At 68.5% G+C, this 16,062-nt stretch carries 11 protein-coding genes; 3 read left to right on the top strand and 8 right to left on the bottom strand.

All coding sequences use genetic code 11. The features are described from left to right. Positions 1 to 3: 3 nt before the first annotated feature. Positions 4 to 468 (bottom strand): Lrp/AsnC family transcriptional regulator, encoded by a 465-nt coding sequence (locus ACBY01_RS06145; RefSeq protein ID WP_416459902.1) that lies wholly within the window; start codon positions 466 to 468, stop codon positions 4 to 6. A gap of 130 nt (positions 469 to 598) precedes the next feature. On the opposite strand from ACBY01_RS06145, the gene ACBY01_RS06140 reads away from it, so the two are divergent. Both ACBY01_RS06140 and ACBY01_RS06135 read left to right on the top strand, forming a co-directional pair. Beyond that, positions 599 to 1,657 carry a Glu/Leu/Phe/Val family dehydrogenase gene (locus ACBY01_RS06140; RefSeq protein WP_416459901.1) on the top strand — a complete coding sequence of 353 codons (1,059 nt, stop codon included), beginning with the start codon at positions 599 to 601 and terminating at the stop codon, positions 1,655 to 1,657. 6 nt (positions 1,658 to 1,663) lie between these two features. Further along, positions 1,664 to 1,894 carry a hypothetical protein gene (locus ACBY01_RS06135; protein ID WP_416459900.1) on the top strand — a complete coding sequence of 77 codons (231 nt, stop codon included), beginning with the start codon at positions 1,664 to 1,666 and terminating at the stop codon, positions 1,892 to 1,894. Positions 1,895 to 1,969: 75 nt separating this feature from the next. Here the strand turns inward: ACBY01_RS06135 and ACBY01_RS06130 are convergent, their stop codons facing one another. The 7 genes from ACBY01_RS06130 to ACBY01_RS06100 form a co-directional block, all read right to left on the bottom strand. Further along, a complete protein-coding gene (locus ACBY01_RS06130) occupies positions 1,970 to 4,756 on the bottom strand; it encodes a TonB-dependent receptor (RefSeq protein ID WP_416459899.1) in 2,787 nt (928 codons plus the stop codon). Positions 4,757 to 4,947: 191 nt separating this feature from the next. Next, positions 4,948 to 5,988: a formylglycine-generating enzyme family protein gene (locus ACBY01_RS06125; RefSeq protein ID WP_416459898.1), complete on the bottom strand. Its 1,041-nt coding sequence runs from the start codon at positions 5,986 to 5,988 to the stop codon at positions 4,948 to 4,950. Then, positions 5,988 to 7,964, bottom strand: coding sequence for a glycoside hydrolase family 2 protein (locus ACBY01_RS06120; RefSeq protein WP_416459896.1), 1,977 nt, complete (start codon positions 7,962 to 7,964; stop codon positions 5,988 to 5,990). The genes ACBY01_RS06125 and ACBY01_RS06120 overlap by 1 nt, the downstream gene beginning before the upstream one ends. 25 nt (positions 7,965 to 7,989) lie before the next feature. After that, positions 7,990 to 9,582 (bottom strand): sulfatase, encoded by a 1,593-nt coding sequence (locus tag ACBY01_RS06115; RefSeq protein WP_416459895.1) that lies wholly within the window; start codon positions 9,580 to 9,582, stop codon positions 7,990 to 7,992. 11 nt (positions 9,583 to 9,593) lie between these two features. Beyond that, the gene (locus ACBY01_RS06110) at positions 9,594 to 12,413 is read right to left on the bottom strand and encodes a TonB-dependent receptor (protein ID WP_416459894.1); all 2,820 of its coding nucleotides are present in this window, start codon (positions 12,411 to 12,413) and stop codon (positions 9,594 to 9,596) included. Between the two features lie 246 nt (positions 12,414 to 12,659). Continuing rightward, positions 12,660 to 13,805: a cellulase family glycosylhydrolase gene (locus tag ACBY01_RS06105; RefSeq protein ID WP_416459893.1), complete on the bottom strand. Its 1,146-nt coding sequence runs from the start codon at positions 13,803 to 13,805 to the stop codon at positions 12,660 to 12,662. A gap of 20 nt (positions 13,806 to 13,825) precedes the next feature. Continuing rightward, positions 13,826 to 14,983 carry an aldose epimerase family protein gene (locus ACBY01_RS06100; protein WP_416459892.1) on the bottom strand — a complete coding sequence of 386 codons (1,158 nt, stop codon included), beginning with the start codon at positions 14,981 to 14,983 and terminating at the stop codon, positions 13,826 to 13,828. Between the two features lie 302 nt (positions 14,984 to 15,285). Here ACBY01_RS06100 and ACBY01_RS06095 point away from each other — a divergent pair, with 302 nt between their 5' ends. Continuing rightward, positions 15,286 to 16,005 (top strand): FadR/GntR family transcriptional regulator, encoded by a 720-nt coding sequence (locus ACBY01_RS06095; RefSeq protein WP_416459891.1) that lies wholly within the window; start codon positions 15,286 to 15,288, stop codon positions 16,003 to 16,005. The last annotated feature ends 57 nt before the right edge of the window (positions 16,006 to 16,062 follow it).

Here is a 16,062-nt window from a genome sequence, read left to right as displayed (position 1 = left end):
GGCTCACACGGGCAGGACGGTCGTCGACTTGATCTCCGACAGGGCGACGGTGGAGACGACCTCCTGCACGCCGGGCAGGCGCGACAGCTTGTCGAAGAAGAAGCGCTCGTACGCCTCGATGTCCTCGGCGACGACGCGCATCAGGAAGTCGACCGGCCCCATCAGCACGTAGCATTCCAGCACCTCCGGAAAGCCGCGGATGGCGTCGGCGAACTCGTCGAGATGCGCGCGGCCGTGTGCATTGAGCTTCACCTGTGCGAAGACATGGGCGTTGAGCCCTACCGCCTTGCGATCGAGCAGCGCGACGCGTTTCCGGATGACGCCGTCGCGTTCGAGCCGGTCGATCCGCCGCCAGCAGGGGGAGGGGGAGAGACCCACCCGCTCGGCGATCGCGGCGGTGGGCAGGCTCGCGTCCTCCTGAAGCACGCGGAGGATGCGGCGTTCGGCGTCGTCGATCTGCTGGGTCATTCTGTCCCCTTGGGCGTATGCTTCCGGTGATTTATTGCGCATACTCCGATTGGAAGGGACGACATAGGTCAGAACGCGCTTCTTCCCCGCGATATCTCTTCCGCACGCAGCGAAAACAGGGATGCCGCCGATGAACGACCTTATGCCACCCGAGACCGTAGTCCGGCTCGACGATCCGCACTCGGGGTTGCGGGGCTTCATCGTCCTGCACTCGACCGCGCTCGGCCCCGCTGCCGGCGGCTGCCGCTTGTGGCGCTATGCCGACGAGGCGGCGGCGAGTGAGGATGCGTTGCGCCTCGCGGCGGGCATGACGATGAAGAACGCGCTCGCCGGCTTGCCGTTGGGCGGGGGCAAGGCGGTGCTGATGCTGCCCGACGCGCCGTTCAGCCGCACGCGGCTGTTCGAGGCGTTCGGCCGCGCGGTGGCGGCGCTCGACGGGCGCTACGTCACTGCCGAGGATGTCGGCACCGGCGTAGATGATATGGCGACCGTCGCCGAGCGTACCGCGCATGTCGCCGGGCTGCCCCGTCGCGACGACCGGCCCGGCGATCCCTCGCCCTGGACGGCGCGCGGCGTGTTCCAGGCGATGGCGGTCGCGGTGGAGCGCCGGCTGGGCTGCCGTCTGTCGGAGGTTACGGTGGCGGTGCAGGGCGTCGGCCATGTCGGCATGGCGCTGTGCGAGCTGCTGCACGAGGCGGGGGCGCGGCTGGTGATCGCCGAGCCGCGATCGGAGCTCGCCGCGCGGGCGGCGACCCGCTTCGGTGCCGATCTGGTTTCCTCGCGCGCGATCACCTCGGTGCCGGCGGACGTGTTCGCGCCGTGTGCGCTGGGCGGGGTGCTCACCCTCGCGAGCGTCGCGACGCTGAAGGCCAGGGTCGTCTGCGGCGCGGCCAACAATCAACTCGCCTCGCCCGAAGTCGCCGACCTGCTGGCGCGACGCGGCGTGCTCTATGCGCCCGACGTCGTGGTCAACGCCGGCGGCATCATCAACGTCGCCGCCGAGTATCTCGGCTGGCCGCAGGAGACGGTCCCCGCGCGTGTCGACGCCGTGGCCGCCCGGCTCCGCGAGGTGCTCGACCGGGCAGAGGCGTGTGCCGTGCCGCCCGCGCATGCGGCGCCAATGCTGGCGCGGGACGTCGTCGCGCAGTCATCGCGGGCGGGCGCCGCCAAGGCCGCGCTGGCGGCCTAGTCGCACATGGCGGAGCGATGTCTTGCCATCACCGGCGCGGCATCCACCGCGATGCTGCTGCGGGTGATCAACCTCCTCGCGGTGCACGACCTGCCGCTGCGATCGCTGGAAGCGGAGATGGCGCAGGATGACCTGCGCATCCGCATCGGCTTCTTGGCGCCCGCGGAGAAACCGATCGACATGGTGGTCGAACGGCTCCGCGCGTTCGTCGAGGTGTCCGACGTCGAGCTGTGCTGAGCTTGCCGGTGGGGCGGGGCAAGCGCCCGCGGTGCCGACCGACGCCGGCACCGCGGGAAACGCTCGATCAGGCGATCAGAAGCGCGTGCGGACGCTGACCGCGTAGAGGCTGTCGTCGGTGCGCGTGTCGCGCCACAGGAAGTCGTCGTTGATGTAGCTGCGGTAGCGCGAGCGCAGGATGTTGCTGCCCTCGACCGTCAACGTGACGTTCTTGTTCAGGTCGTAGCCCAGGCTAAAGTCGAGGCGGCCGTTCGGCCGGACGTAGTTCAGCCAGGTCGTGGTGCCGACCGGACGGACGTCGCCCGCGCCGGTGCGATCCTCGTCGAAATACTTCGAGCGATAGGTGTAAACCACGCGGGCGGAGATGCCGTTGCGATCGTACAGCAGCCCGGCGTTGAAGTTGTACTTCGATACGCCCTGCAGCGTGTAGCCGGACAGCCGGTCGCCGGCGCTGACTTCCGAGTCCGCCAGCGTGAAGTTGCCGAACGCACCAAACCCGGCGAGGTCGCCCGGCAGGAACGAGAAGAAGGTCTGGCCGCTGACCTCGATCCCCTTCAGCTTCGCGGCGCCGACGTTGCGCGGACGCGAGATGTTGTAGACGATGCCGTCGATCTCTTCGGCGGTCACCCCGTTGATCACGCGGTCCTTGATGTCGCGATAATAGCCGGCGACGGCGAAATAGCCGTCGTTCCAGTAGTATTCGAGCGTGGCGTCGAAGCTATCCGACTTCTGCGGACGCAGGTCCGGATTGCCGCCCGATCCGCCGTTGCGGATGTTGGGGTTGGTCGAGATGATGTAGTTGAGGCCGGGGTTGAGCGATCCGAACGACGGCCGCGCGAGCGTGCGAGCATAGGTGGCGCGCAGCTGAAGTCCGCCGCCCAGCTGCAGGCGAGCGCTGGCATTGGGCAGCCAGTCGCTGTCGCTGTTCGACGCGGTCGTGGTGACGGGCGTGCCGCTCACGATGCCGGTGCCGGTGATGTCGCGATCGGTGCGGGTGTAGCGAACGCCCAGCTTACCGTCGAGCACGACCGGGCCGCTGCCGAACGGGACCTCGTAGCCGGCCTGGACGTAGCCGGCGTAGCTCTTCTCGCCGACGTCGAACTCGCGGGTCGGATCGAAGGCGGGCTGACCGTCCGGCGCGCCGAAGAAGTTGCGCAGCGATGCCTGACCGGCGTTCGACAGCAGATAATCGCGCGACGGCAGCAGGAATGGCGCGCCGCCGTTGATCTGCGGGATGCCCGGTGCCAGCGTGAGCGGCAGGTCCGCCGCGGTGATCGGCGTCGTGAACGATCCGCCCGGCGGCTGGACGCCCAACTGCACCTGCTGGAACAGCGCGGTGCGATCGGCGAAGCGACCGCCGACTTCGATCGTCTTGAGGATCGAGCCGACCTCATAGCTTGCGTCGCCCTTCACCGCGAACAGCCCGCCGCTCGACCGGACATAGTCCTGGAACAGCGAGTTGATGAAGGTGAGGCCGGTCGCATCCGCCATCGGATTGCCCGGCGCCGTGATCGTCGCCGTGTTGTCGTCGTTGGTGAGGGCAAGAGTCGCCGTCGGCACCCGCTTGCCGATGTCGACGATGAAGTTCTCGTTGTTGACGATCGACCGCTCGTAGCTGACGTCGACGTTCGCCTTCAGCCGGTCGCGATCGAAGCGGAAGCCGCCGGCCGCGAGCCAGGTATCGGTACGGTTGTTGTGCGCTTGGGTCGAGCTGAACGCCTCGAGATTGTTGAAGGTCGCCGAGGAGAAGCCACACAGTTCCTGCTGCGTGATCTCGTTCTGGGGTGTCGTGGCGTTCGGATTGAACCCCTCCGGTCCGACGTTCGCGGTGAAGCAGTTGTCGGTCCGTACGATGTCGCTCACGCTCTGCGCGGTGCCGAGGCGATATTCGTAGAAGCCGGTCGAGAACTTGCTGCGATAGGCCGAATAGAGACCGTCGACATAGATCTCCAGGCTGGGCGTCGCCTGCCACTGGATCGAGCCGTTCGCCTGCGGGCGCTGGTAGCGACCATATTCGTTGAGGCCGCCGGTGGAGATCGGCAGCAGGATGCCGGCGGTGCTACCGCTGCCCGCGCGGCGCTCTGCGACATAGTTGTACGGGCGGTTGTACGGGATGTCGTACCAGGAGACGTTGAGCAGCGCGCCGATCTCGCCGATGCCGGTGTCCCAGCGGTCGGTGGCGAGGAAGCTCACCTGCGGGCCCAGCTTCTCGGTGTTGGACGGATAGTTGAGCTTGCCGCTGATCGCGATCGTCGGATCGGTGTAGTTGAACGGCTTGTTGAGGCGCAGGTCGATCGTGCCGGCGACGCCGCCCTCGATCAGGTTCGCCGTGTTCGACTTGTAGACGTCGACGCGCGCGATCGCCTCCGCCGGCAGATCCTGGAACGCGAAGCCACGGCCGTCCGAGGTGAAGATCTCGCGCCCGTCGAGCGTGGTGAGGATGTCGCCCAGGCCACGCACCAGCGGGCTGACGATCTCGTTGTTGCCGCCGACGGTCACCTGCACGCCCGGCACACGCTGCAGCGCGGCGGCTGTGGTGGGATCGGGGAACTTGCCGATGTCCTGCGCGACGATCGAGTCGACCACCTGCGCGGCGGACCGCTTGATCTCGGCCGCGCGCGCCAGACTGGCGCGGATGCCGGTCACGATGATTTCGGAGCCTGCGTCCCCACCGGTGGTGGCGCTCTGTCCCGCGACGTCGGGCGCCTCGGCGGGCGAGCCGGCCGTGGTCTGCGCTTCCACGCCCTGGGTGGCGTCCTGCGCGTCGGGCGGGGTGGCGCCTGCCTGCGTGTCTTGGGCGTGGGCCTGACCGGCCGCTACGAGGGCGAGGATCGACGCGGAAAGCGCGACTGACGGACGCATGAACTCTCTCCTGAACCGCAGCGTGTGGCCATCGGTGCCGCTGCTGGATAGCGGCAGCCTGTACGCCTCGCCGGACCGCCCCTCAACCGTAAAGTCTTATAAAAACGATTGGTGTTGCAAACATGTACCGGGCGTGTTGGCCGGCTGGGGGCCGGAACGCCCTTGGTCGAGGTTAGCCAGCATCTACCGGCTTAGTCGTCGTAGGCGAGGCGGAAGCCGATGTTGCTGGTGCCGAGGCCGCTGTCCTGCGGCGAGCGCGCGGCGGCGCGGTAGCGCATGCAGTAGTTGGGGGCGCACAGGAACGAGCCGCCTTTGATTACCCGTGACAGGGTGACGCCGTTGGCGGGATCGTAGGCGCGCGCTTCGGCGGGGCCACGCGGATCGTGGTCGGGGCGATCGGGGTCGTGGCCGGGTGCATAAGCGTCGGCGGTCCATTCCCAGGCGTTGCCGATCGTGTCGTACAGCCCGTTGGCGTTGGGCTTGAAGCAGCCGACCGGCGCCAGCCCCTCGTGCCCGTCGGTGGCGAGGTTGCGCACCGGGAAGACGCCCTGCCAGCTGTTCGCCTCGGTCGGCTGCTCCTTGCCGGCCGGCGCGCCGGCGCCGGCGGCGAACTCCCACTCGGCTTCGGTCGGCAGTCGCCCGCCCGCCCAGCGCGCATAGGCGAGCACGTCGTCGAACGCGACGTGCACCACCGGATAGTCGGGAAGCGCGTCCGGACCGTTAGGGCCGAACGGCTTGCGCCACGAGGCACCGGGGAGCAGCGTCCACCAGTCGCGATAGTCGTTGGACGGGCGGGCAGGCGTGGTGAACACCGCCGAGGCGGGCTGGCGCTGCTCCGGGGTGGCATCGGGGAACTGCGCCGGGTCGAGCGGCCGCTCGGCGACCGTGCGGTAGCCGGTCGCCTTCACGAAGCGCGCGAACTGGCGGTTGGTGACCTCGTGAGGATCGATGCGGAAGCCGCTGACGGTGATCCGCTTGGGCGGCCCTTCCTCGCGGTAGCGTGCGTCCTCGCCCATCACGAAGCTGCCACCCGCGATCGCGACCGGTGCATCGTCGACCGGACCGCAGGTAGCGACGCGCTTGGGGATGACTGGTTGGCGCGGGGCGGGAGCGGCGGCGACCGCTTCGTTCGCCGCCTCGCCGCCGCCGCCCCCGTCGCGGTCGCCGCAGCCGGCGAGCGCCAGCGCGGCGACGAGCGTCGCGCACCATCCGCCGCCGGCCGTCCGCGCCATTACGGCTGCGCCGGCGCCTGGGGCAGGCCGAGCGGCGCGGCGATCTCCGCGATCGACTCCGCCGGTGCCTTCGCCCGCTTGCGGTCGTAGGTGAGCAGGCCGTTGATCTCGTCCTCGACGTCGGTGGTCTGGGTGTAGACCGCCGCGCTCAGGCCGAGCTCGCGGTTCTGGCGGATCACCTCGTCGAACTTGCGCTTGTAGCGGGCGAGATAATCCTCCTGCGACTTGGCGGCCTGATAGCCCCAGTTGCGCTTGCTGACCCGCCACAGATGGCCGTCGATCGGCAGGCCGATGCCGCCATATTCGCCGATCACGATGGCGCGCGCGCTGGTGGCGGCGGGCGCCCTGGGCACCTCCTCATAGGTGTGGATGTCGAGCAGGTCCGACGCCTCCGGCGCGCTGTCGATCCAGCCGCTCGCCGCGTTGACGATGCGGCTCGGGTCCATCCCCTTGACCAGGCGCGCCAGCGTGCTGCTGTCGTACTGGCCCCAGCCCTCGTTATCGACCACCCAGGTGACGATCGACGGGAACACCGACAGGTGCTGGACCATGCGGGTCAGCTCCAGCTGGTGCTGGGCGATCGCGTCGGGGGAGCGCGGCGCCTCGTACTGCGCCTCCGAGGGTACGTGCTGGTCCTCGAAACCGCTCGACGGCATGTCCTGCCAGATCAGCATGCCGAGGCGATCCGCATCATAGTAGAAGCGCGAGGGCTCCACCTTGATGTGCTTGCGCAGCATGTTGAAGCCGGCCTTTTTGAGGAAGTGGATGTCGCTGACCATCGCCTCCTCCGACGGCGGCGTCAGCAGCCCGTCCGGCCACCAGCCCTGGTCGAGCGTGCCGTTCTGGAAGAGCGGCTTGTTGTTGAGCAGGATCGCCGGCTGGCCGCGCACCGGCCCGGCGCCGATCGAGATCTTGCGCATCGCGAAATAGCCGTCGACCTTGTCGCGCACCGCGCCGGTCACGGGTGCCGCGGCATAGAGCCGGTCTTCCTGCGCGCTGAAGCGGATGCGGCGGCGCGCCTCGTGCGGGTTCTTCGCGTCGCCCAGCGGCGGCGTGACCGTCACCAGCTCGGCGGTGAGGTCGTAGAGGGTGGGGCTGTCGGGCGACCACAGCCGCGCGTTCGGGATCGCCAGCTCGGCCTTGCGGTTGGCACGCACCACGCGGGTGGCGACCACCCGGCCGCCGTCGCGGGCGGTGAGGCGGATCGCGTCGGTGTCGCCCGCATCGCCGCTCAGCAGCGCCTCGACCGCGAGGGTGCCGCGGTCGATGTCGGGGGTGGCGCGCAGGCTCTCGATATGCAGCCGGGGCACCGGCTCCAGCCACACCGACTGCCAGATTCCGCTGACCGGCGTGTACCAGATGCCCTGCGGCTCGAGCAGCTGCTTGCCGCGCGGCTGCTGCCCGGTCGAGGTCGGGTCCGACACGCGGAGTTCCAGCGTGTTCTCGCCCGGCCGCAGATACTGCGTCACGTCGAAGCGGAACGGGTCGGAGCCGCCCTTGTGCGAGCCGACCAGCACGCCGTTCACCCAGACGTGGGATTCGAAGTCGACCGCGTCGAAGTGCAGCAGCACGTCGCGGCCCTGCCAGCCGGCGGGCACCGTGAAGCTGCGGCTGTACCACAGCCGGTCGTCCGGGCGCAGCGCGCGGCCGACGCCCGAAAGCTTCGATTCCACCGCGAAGGGCACCAGGATCTTGCCGTCCATCCGTTCCGGGCGCTGCGCGGTCGCGGGGGTGATCGCATAGTCCCACTGGCCGTTGAGGCTCAGCCAGTCGGCACGGCGCATCTGCGGGCGCGGATAGCTGCGCCACGCGTTGTCGGGCGTGACCTTCTCCCCCCATTCCGTGGTGAGCTGCGACTGGTAGACTTTGGCGCCGAGCTCCTTGCTTGGCTGGGCGTTCTGCGCGGCGGCAGGGGCGGTCGCCAGCAGCACCGTGGCGAGGGCGCTGGCGCCCGCGAGACGTCGGATCAGGGTCATGGATCGTGGCTCCTGAAAGAAGGGGTCAGCTGGTGGGCTTGGCGCGGGCGCGCTGCTCGCGGAGGTTGACCGACTTGGGCTTGGGCTCGCGCTCGATCAGCGCGTCGAGCTCGGCGCGGACGCGCGGCTGCTCGGCGGCGATGTTGCGGGTCTCACCGGGATCGCGGACCATGTCGTAGAGCTCGTAGGCGCGCTCGCCGGTGCCCTCATGCGTCCAGCGCACCAGCCGGTAGCGCTCGGTGCGCACCGCCTGGCCGAGGCGGTTGGGGCGGTTGAACGCGTGGTAGGCGTAGCCGCGAAGGCGCTTGGCCGGATCGTGCAGCACCGGCGTCATGTCGGTGCCGTCGATCGGCTGCGGCCCGCTTGGCCGGCCGAGCCCGGCGAGCGAGGCGAGGGTGGGATAGATGTCGACCGTCTCGGCCGGCTGGCGCGTCGCCTTGCCCGCGCCGATCCCCGGACCGGCGAACAGCAGCGGCAGCCGCGTCGCCTGCTCGTAGTTGGTGTGCTTGGTCCAGATCGCGTGGTCGCCCAGGTGATAGCCGTGGTCGCCCCACAGCACGACGATGGTGTTCTTGGACAGGCCGGACCGGTCGAGCGCCGCCATCAGCTTGCCGACGTTCGCGTCGGTGAAGCTCACGCCCGCGTAATAGCCGTGAATCAGCGTGCGCTTGAGCGCTTCGGGATAGTTCGCCTCGCGCGTCTTCTCGTCGATCGGCGCATAGGCGTTGATCTCGCCGCCGACCTTGCCGGCATAAGCGGGGGCGCCCTCCGGCATCCGCTCGAACTGCGGCAGCGGCAGCTTGGCGCGGTCGTAGAGGTCCCAGTAGCGCTTGGGCACCGAGAAGGGCAGATGCGGCCGCGCGAAGCCGACCGCGAGGAAGAAGGGCTGCTTCGACTCGCCGAGTTCGCCGAGCCGTGCGACCGCCTTGGCGGCGACGCGGCCGTCGCCATAGGCCTCGTCCGGCACGTCCGGCGATTCCCAGGCGATGCCACGCTTCAGCGTGCGGGCATAGTCCCACACATCGCCCTTCGGGATCTCGAACTCGTTGAACAGCGCCGCCTCGCGGGTCTTGCCCACCGCCTTGCCCTCGGCCGAGACGTACTCGATCACATGATCCTTGTACGCCGGACGCGACCAGCTCTGCGGGTCGCCGACCGTGTTGTGGCCGACGTGGAAGGTCTTGCCGATGCTCTCGGCCGTGTAGCCCGCCGCCTTGAAATACTGCGGCAGGGTGACCGCGTCGGGCATATACTCGCGCAGGTTCTGCCCAAAATCGTAGATGCCGGTGGAGGTCGAGCGGGCGCCGGTCATCAGGTTGATGCGGCTGGGCGCGCACACCGCCTGGTTGGCGAAGGCGAGGTCGAAGCGTGTGCCGCGCGCCGCGAGCTGGTCGATGTTCGGCGTGACCGCGACCGGATCGCCGAAGGCGTGGATCGCGGGCTTCAGATCGTCGACCAGGATCAGCAGCACGTTGGGATGGTTCTGCGCGGTGGCGGGGGCATCGCCCTCCGCCGTGGCGTCGGGCTGCGTGGCGGTGTTGCACGCGGCGAGCCCGATCAGCAGGCAGGTGGAAAGCAGGGCGCGCAGCCGCTGCTTGGCGGTGTTCTGGTCCGACATGGCGAAACTCCTTACAGGCGGCCGCGGAAGCCTAGCACGAAACGACGGTCGGCGGCGCGCCGCTGGCCCACCGGACCGTCGGCGAAGATCGCGCGCTCGACGCTGATTTCGTTGGTGAGATTGATCGCGGAGAAGGTGATGCCGAACCGGTCGTTCACGTCGTAGGCGACGCTGGCGTTCACCTGCGCGCGATCGTCCTGGTACCAGGGCAGGTTGTTCGACAGATCGGTCGCCTCGGTGCGCAGGAACGGATCGCGCTTGGTGTAGCGGATGCGCGCGTTGAGGCCGTACTTTTCGTAGAACAGCGTCAAATTGTAGTTGTTCTTCGACACTTCGCGCAGCGGCAGTGCGAGTGCGACCGGGGTGGTGCCGCCGGTCAGGAAGCCCGGCGCGTTGAACGTCGTGTCGCGATCGCCGTCCTGATAGGTATAGTTGGCGATGACGCCGAACCCGTCGAGGAAGCCCGGCAGGTAGGTGAAGCTGTGCTGGAACGCGACCTCGACGCCCTTCAGCGTTGCGCCGCCGGTGTTCTGCGGCTGGTTGATGCCGACGCACACGCCCTGGTTGCCGGTCAGGTCGACCGCGACCGGGTTGAAGATGCCGTTGCCGCAGTTGTTCGGATCGAAGCGGCTGCCGTTGGGATCGATCAGCGTCGGCGCGATCGACACCGTCGACACCAGATCGTGGTACTTCTTGTAGAAGCCGCCGACCGAGATCAGGCTGTTGCGGTCGAAGTACCACTCGACCGCGGCGTCGAACTGGTCGACCGTCTGCGGGCGCAGCTCCGGGTTGCCGGTGCCGACATAGACGTCGCCGACCAGCGGGAAGTTCACCGAGGGCGACAGCTGGGCGAAGTCCGGACGGCGCAGCGACTTGCCGTAGGAGGCGCGGACGACGACGTCGCGGCGCGGCTCGATCGCGAGCATCGCGCTCGGCAGCCAATAGTCGTAGGTGCGGCTGTCCTCGACCGGCGTGATCGCGCCCTCGCTGATCGCATTGCCGATCGTGGTCTGCTTGGTGCGGACGTAGCGGACGCCCGCATTGCCGCGAATGCCGATGCCGCCCACTTCGGTGTCGAGGTTGAGCTTGGCATAGCCGGCGACGCTGCGTTCCTCGACCCGGAACGAGGCCGCGGCGTCGAGCGGCGCGTCAGGCAGCAGGCCGAACGCCGCGCGGGCCGCCTGCGGGGATAGGGTGACCGAGGCGGGGGCGATGAAGCCGCCGATATACTGGCGCCCGGTGGATTCGAACACGTCGTCCTGCGCGAGGCCGAACAGGTCGGGCCGGTCCGCGGCGGTGAAGCCGGGGAAGGTGCGCGACGCCTGGGTATAGCGTTCGCGCTCGGAGTCCGCCTGGTTGAGCCGGCCGCCGACCTCGATCGAGCGCAGCGGGCCGAGGTCCGTGGTCCATTCGACGTCGATGCGCTGCGCGTTCTCGACGTTGCGGAACTTGGTGGCATTGTCGCGGGCGATGAATGCCTGCCAATAGCCGGGGTTGGCGCGGTTCGCCCATAGCGGGCTCGACGGATCGGGCGCGTAGTAGAGGTCGTCCTCGGACAGGTCGAACAGGATCGGCGGGCTGATCTTGCCGCGTTCGTTGCCGAAGTTGGGGCTCGCCGGATCGCTGTACTGCGACACCATCTCGAACCCGGCCTCGTCGCTGTCCGACCCGGCGCGGCTCACCTCGAAGCGGACCTTCACGTCGCCCTTCTCCCATTCGCCGCCGCCGGCCGCGAGGTAGGAGGTGGTGAAGCGTGCCGGGCTGTTGTTGCGGCTGCGCAGGCGCGTGTCGGAGATGATGCCGTCGGTCATCTGGCGATAGTCGAACCCGCTGGAGCTGCGGTCGGAGATGGTCGCGCTGGCAAGGTTCGGCTGCTCGGCGATGTCGCTCGGTTGGTGGAAGAAGACGCCGTATTCGCTGCCGGTGATCGACTGGTCGATGTAGGTGCCGTCGACGAACAGCTTGAGGCTGGGCGCCGCCTGCCACTCCACCGAGCCGGTCAGCGACTTGTTCTCGCGCTTGCGCACGGTGTTGAACTGCTGCGCGTAGTTCGGACGCAAATAGGGGTCGGCGGTGCCGTCGCCGTCCAGGTCGATGTTGGTGCGCGGCGTGTAGCGCACGTTCAGCGCGTCCTCGCGCACCTCCTGCATGCTGTAGCCGCCCGACAGCACCACGCCGATCTCGCCGATGCCGGTGTCGAAGCTCTTGCCGAACACCGCCGAGACGCGGGGATTGAAGCTGTCCGAATATTCGGCGTACTCGGTCTCCGCGCGGATCGTCGCGATCGGCTCGCGCAGGCCGAGCCCACGATAGGTGCGCAGGTCGACGATGCCGCCCACCGAGCCTTCGAGCTGGTCGGCGGTCGCGACCTTCGTCACCGCGACCGAGGCGATGAGCTCGGCCGGCACATCGCCGAAGTTGATGCCGCCGCGCGCGTCGCCCGCCGGCGTGGTGGCGCGGCCGTTGATGAGGACCAGGTTCTGCGAGGATCCGCGGATCGACACGTTGCTGCCGACGCCCTGCGCGCGGTCGATCTGGATGCCCGAGACGTTCTCCAGCACCTCGGCCAGGTTCTGGTCGGGCAGCTTGCCGACGTCCTCGGCATTGATCACGTCGACGATGTTGGTGGCGGCACGCTTCTCGTTGAGCGCGCGGGCGAGGCTGCCGCGGATGCCGGTGACGACCACTTCGCCGTCGACCGGTGCCTCGTCGGCGGGCGCTGCGGCACTGGTGTCCTGGGGCAGGTCCTGCGCCTGCGCGGCGCTCGCTGCCGCGAACAGGGCGACGCCCGTGAGCAGAGCAGCGCGAAGCGGCGAATGGAAACGTGCCATCGATAATCCTCCCCCGAAACCCGGCGTATCTGCGCACGCGCGGGTGGAATGATCCTTCGGCAGGCGTGTTCAGCGCTGCCTTCGGGGAGGTATGCGGGAAGCCGACAAGCGGATCAAGAAGTATGATAAATAGGCCGCTGATAGCTACGCTTTGTCACATTAGCGTCGTCGGCTGTACTTCTTCGGTTGGCGGGGGCTCATGAGAAACGCCGGAGCCGCATCGTGTGGCGGCTCCGGCGGAACGGGTCAGCGGCGGCGGCGGCGGGTGCCGTTCGCGTCGGTGGTCAGACGCTTGATCAGGTCGACCTCCGCCTTGCGATAGGGGGTGCCGTCGGCGCGCAGCACCTCGTGGAACCAGACGGTCGGCTCCTCATAGGTGTACGGCTTCTTCCAGCTGTCCCACGGCATGCGCGTCTGGGTCTTGCCGTCGACGAAGCCCCAGTTGAACATCGCGATGTTGTACTTCTTGCCGAGCGGCAGCGACCCGTCGAAGGTCGATCCGTTGCCGCGCGCCATATATTCGCTGCAGAACACCGGCCGGCCGTAGCTCAGCACCTGCTTCGCGCGGGTCTCGAACTGCTCGGGCCAGTTGTAGTCGTGGAAGCTGTTCACGTCCGACTGGCTGAGCTGGATGCGCTCGACCGCGTCGAGCGTCTCCTGCTTGTCCCAATGATCGCCGATCCACACGCCGCTGGTGAGCGGCTGGGTGGGGTCGGCGCTGCGCGCCCAGTCGAACACCTGGCCGAGAAGGCCTGCGACCAGCGCCTTCTTGTTCGGCGTCGGTTCGTAGGAGCCGCCGCCGCCGCCGTCGTTGTTCGGCTCGTTCCACACGTCCCAGGCGACCACGCGCTTGTCGTTGGCGAACGTGCCGACGACGTCCTTCACATAGGCTTCCAGCTTGTCGTACTGGGTGGTGTCGGCAAGGCGCGCGGCGCCCGGCGCCTGCATCCAGCCCGAGTTGTGGACGCCGGGGATCGGCGGGTGCTGCGGCCCGGCCACCGGGTTCGGGTCCCAGCAGCTGTCGAACAGCACGAACATGATGCGGATGTTGTGCTTGTCGGCGATTTGGAGGAACTGGTCCATCCGCTGCTTGAGGCCCGCGGCGTCGTTTTCCCACAGCATGTTGTGCAGGTAGACGCGCATGACGTTCATGCCCATGTCCTCGGCCCAGCCGAGTTCCTGGTCGATCTGCTGCGGATTGAACGTATCCGCCTGCCACATCTCGAACTGGTTGATCGCGCCGCGGTTGGTGTAGTTGGCGCCGACCATCCACGGCTGCTTGCCGTACCAGGTCTTGGCCGCGGCCGGCGTCCACAGGTCGCGCGCTTCGGCGGGAAGGGCGCTCGCCATCGTCGCGAGGGCGGCGCCGGCGAGCAGCAGCATACGGGTCATCGTCGGGGTCTCCTGGTGGTTCAGCGCGGCTGCGGCTGCGTCTGGCCGGTGCTCAGACGGAAGGTGATGGTGTTGCGATAGGTCTGGCCGGGGTCGAGCCGCGCCGATCCGAACGCCGGCTGGTTCACCGTGTCCGGGAACAGCTGCGGCTCCAGCACGATGGCGTCGCCGCCGCGGTAGATGCGCTTCGCCTTGCCGGTGATCGTGCCGTTGATGAAGTTGCCCGAATAGAACTGCAGCCCCGGCTGGTTCGACCAGAGCTCGAACCCGCGGCCCGACAGCGGATCGTGGACGCGCGCCATCAGATGCTGGTCGGCGGTCACCTTGTCGCCGATGATCCAGTTGTGGTCGTAGCCGCGGCCGTACACGATCTGGATGTCGCGCGCGTCGCGCACCCGCTCGCCGATCTGGTGCGGCGTGCGGAAGTCGAACACGGTGCCCGCGACCGGGCGACGTTCGCCGGTCGGGATCAGCGTCTCGTTGACCGGGGTGTAGCGGTCCGCCGGGATCTCGAGGATGTGGTCCATCGCGCCCGCGTTCGAGCCCTCGCCCGACAGGTTCCAATAGGCGTGGTTCGACAGGTTGACGACGGTCGCGCGATCGGTGGTCGCGCGATAGTCGATGGTCAGCGCGTTGTTCTCGTCGAGCGAATAGGTGGCGTCGACGGTCAGCGTGCCGGGATAGCCCTGGTCGCCGTCGCGGCTGACGTAGCGCAGCGTCACCGAGGAAGTGTCGCCCGACTTGGTCGACACCACGTCCCACACCACCTTGTCGAAGCCCTTGGTGCCGCCGTGCAGCGCGTTGGGACCGTCGTTGAGCGGCGTCTGGTAGGGGCGCCCGTCGAGCATGAAGCGACCCTTGTCGATGCGGTTGGCCACGCGGCCGACCGTCGCGCCGAAGAACTCGGGCATGGCGAGGTAGCCGGTCATGTCCGGATAGCCGAGCACCACGTCCTCGATCTTGCCCTCGCGATCGGGCATCCGCAGCGCCTGCAGGCTCGCGCCCCAGGCGATCACCGTCGCCGAGACGCCGTGGCTGTTGGTCAGCGTCACCGCCGGCACGGTCTTGCCCTCGGCGGTCTTGCCGAAGGTCGAGCGCTTGGCGTCGCCCGCCCAGGCGGTATTGGCCGTCAGCCCAACCGTGGCGACTGCCGCCAGCATCATCCATGCCTTACGCATCGGTATCCTCCCAGATCCTCGTGGGCCGCCTTCGCGGGCGGCATTGCCGTCTGTCTAGCGCGTGCAAGCGGCACTGCAAGACTATTGTCCGATAAATGGCTTGAACGTCTCCGGGGGGCGGCGTAACCCAAGCCAGCGCCGTCGCCTTCGAGCGTCGGCAGGGTCAGGAGGGGGATGCGGGCACCACGACCGTGGATGCGGCCGATCGAAGACGCTGCGCCGGGACGCGCGGCATCGGGGCGACCGATGCGGGTCGCACGAAGGGGCTGGCCGTCCGCCGTCGTTTGCCGCATCGATGCAGGATGGCGAACGTGCAGCAAGACTTGGGCCGAAACCTTACCTACGGGCTTCAGGAGGTGCTGGGGCGAGCGATCGTCGTCGGCCACTATGCCGACCGGCCGTTCCCGAACGAGGCGGACATCGTCAAGGAACATGGCGTCAGCCGATCGGTGACGCGCGAGGCGGTCAAGATGCTCGCCGCCAAGGGGCTGCTGGGCGCGCGTCCCAAGCAGGGCACCTTCGTGCTGCCGCAGGAATCGTGGAACCTGTTCGATCCCGACGTGCTGCGCTGGCTGCTCGAGCGCAAGCTGTCGATCGAACTGCTGCGGCATTTCAACGAGCTGCGCGTCGCGGTCGAGCCCGCGGCGGCGGCGCTCGCGGCGAGCCGGGCGGGGACCGACCACCATGCCGCGATCCTCGCCGGGCTGGAGCGGATGCGCGCGGCCGAACAGGGGCGCGACGAGACGCTCGACGCCGACATCGCCTTCCACGTGGCGGTGCTGCGCGCGTCGGAGAACCCGTTCTTCATCCAGTTCCGCGACGTGGTGGCAACGGCGCTGCGCACCTCGATCCGCTTCACCAACCGCATGGCCGGCCGCTCGGCCAACATTGAGGATCATGCCGCGGTCTATCAGGCGATCGTCGCGCGCGACGCCGCCGGCGCCCACCGCGCGATGGGCCGGCTGATCGGCGACGTCCTCTCGCTGATCGAGGGCGTCGGCGAGCAGGACACCGCCGCCTGACGTCCGGAACTTCCCGGTCGCGCCGGCGCTGAACGGGCATCGACACGGGAGACGGGA

Origin of the sequence: Sphingomonas mangrovi (assembly GCF_047975845.1) — a bacterium.
Lineage (GTDB): Bacteria > Pseudomonadota > Alphaproteobacteria > Sphingomonadales > Sphingomonadaceae > Sphingomonas.
The sequence above is the reverse complement of the archived record's forward strand: the minus strand, read 5'-3'. Positions and strand labels throughout refer to the sequence as shown.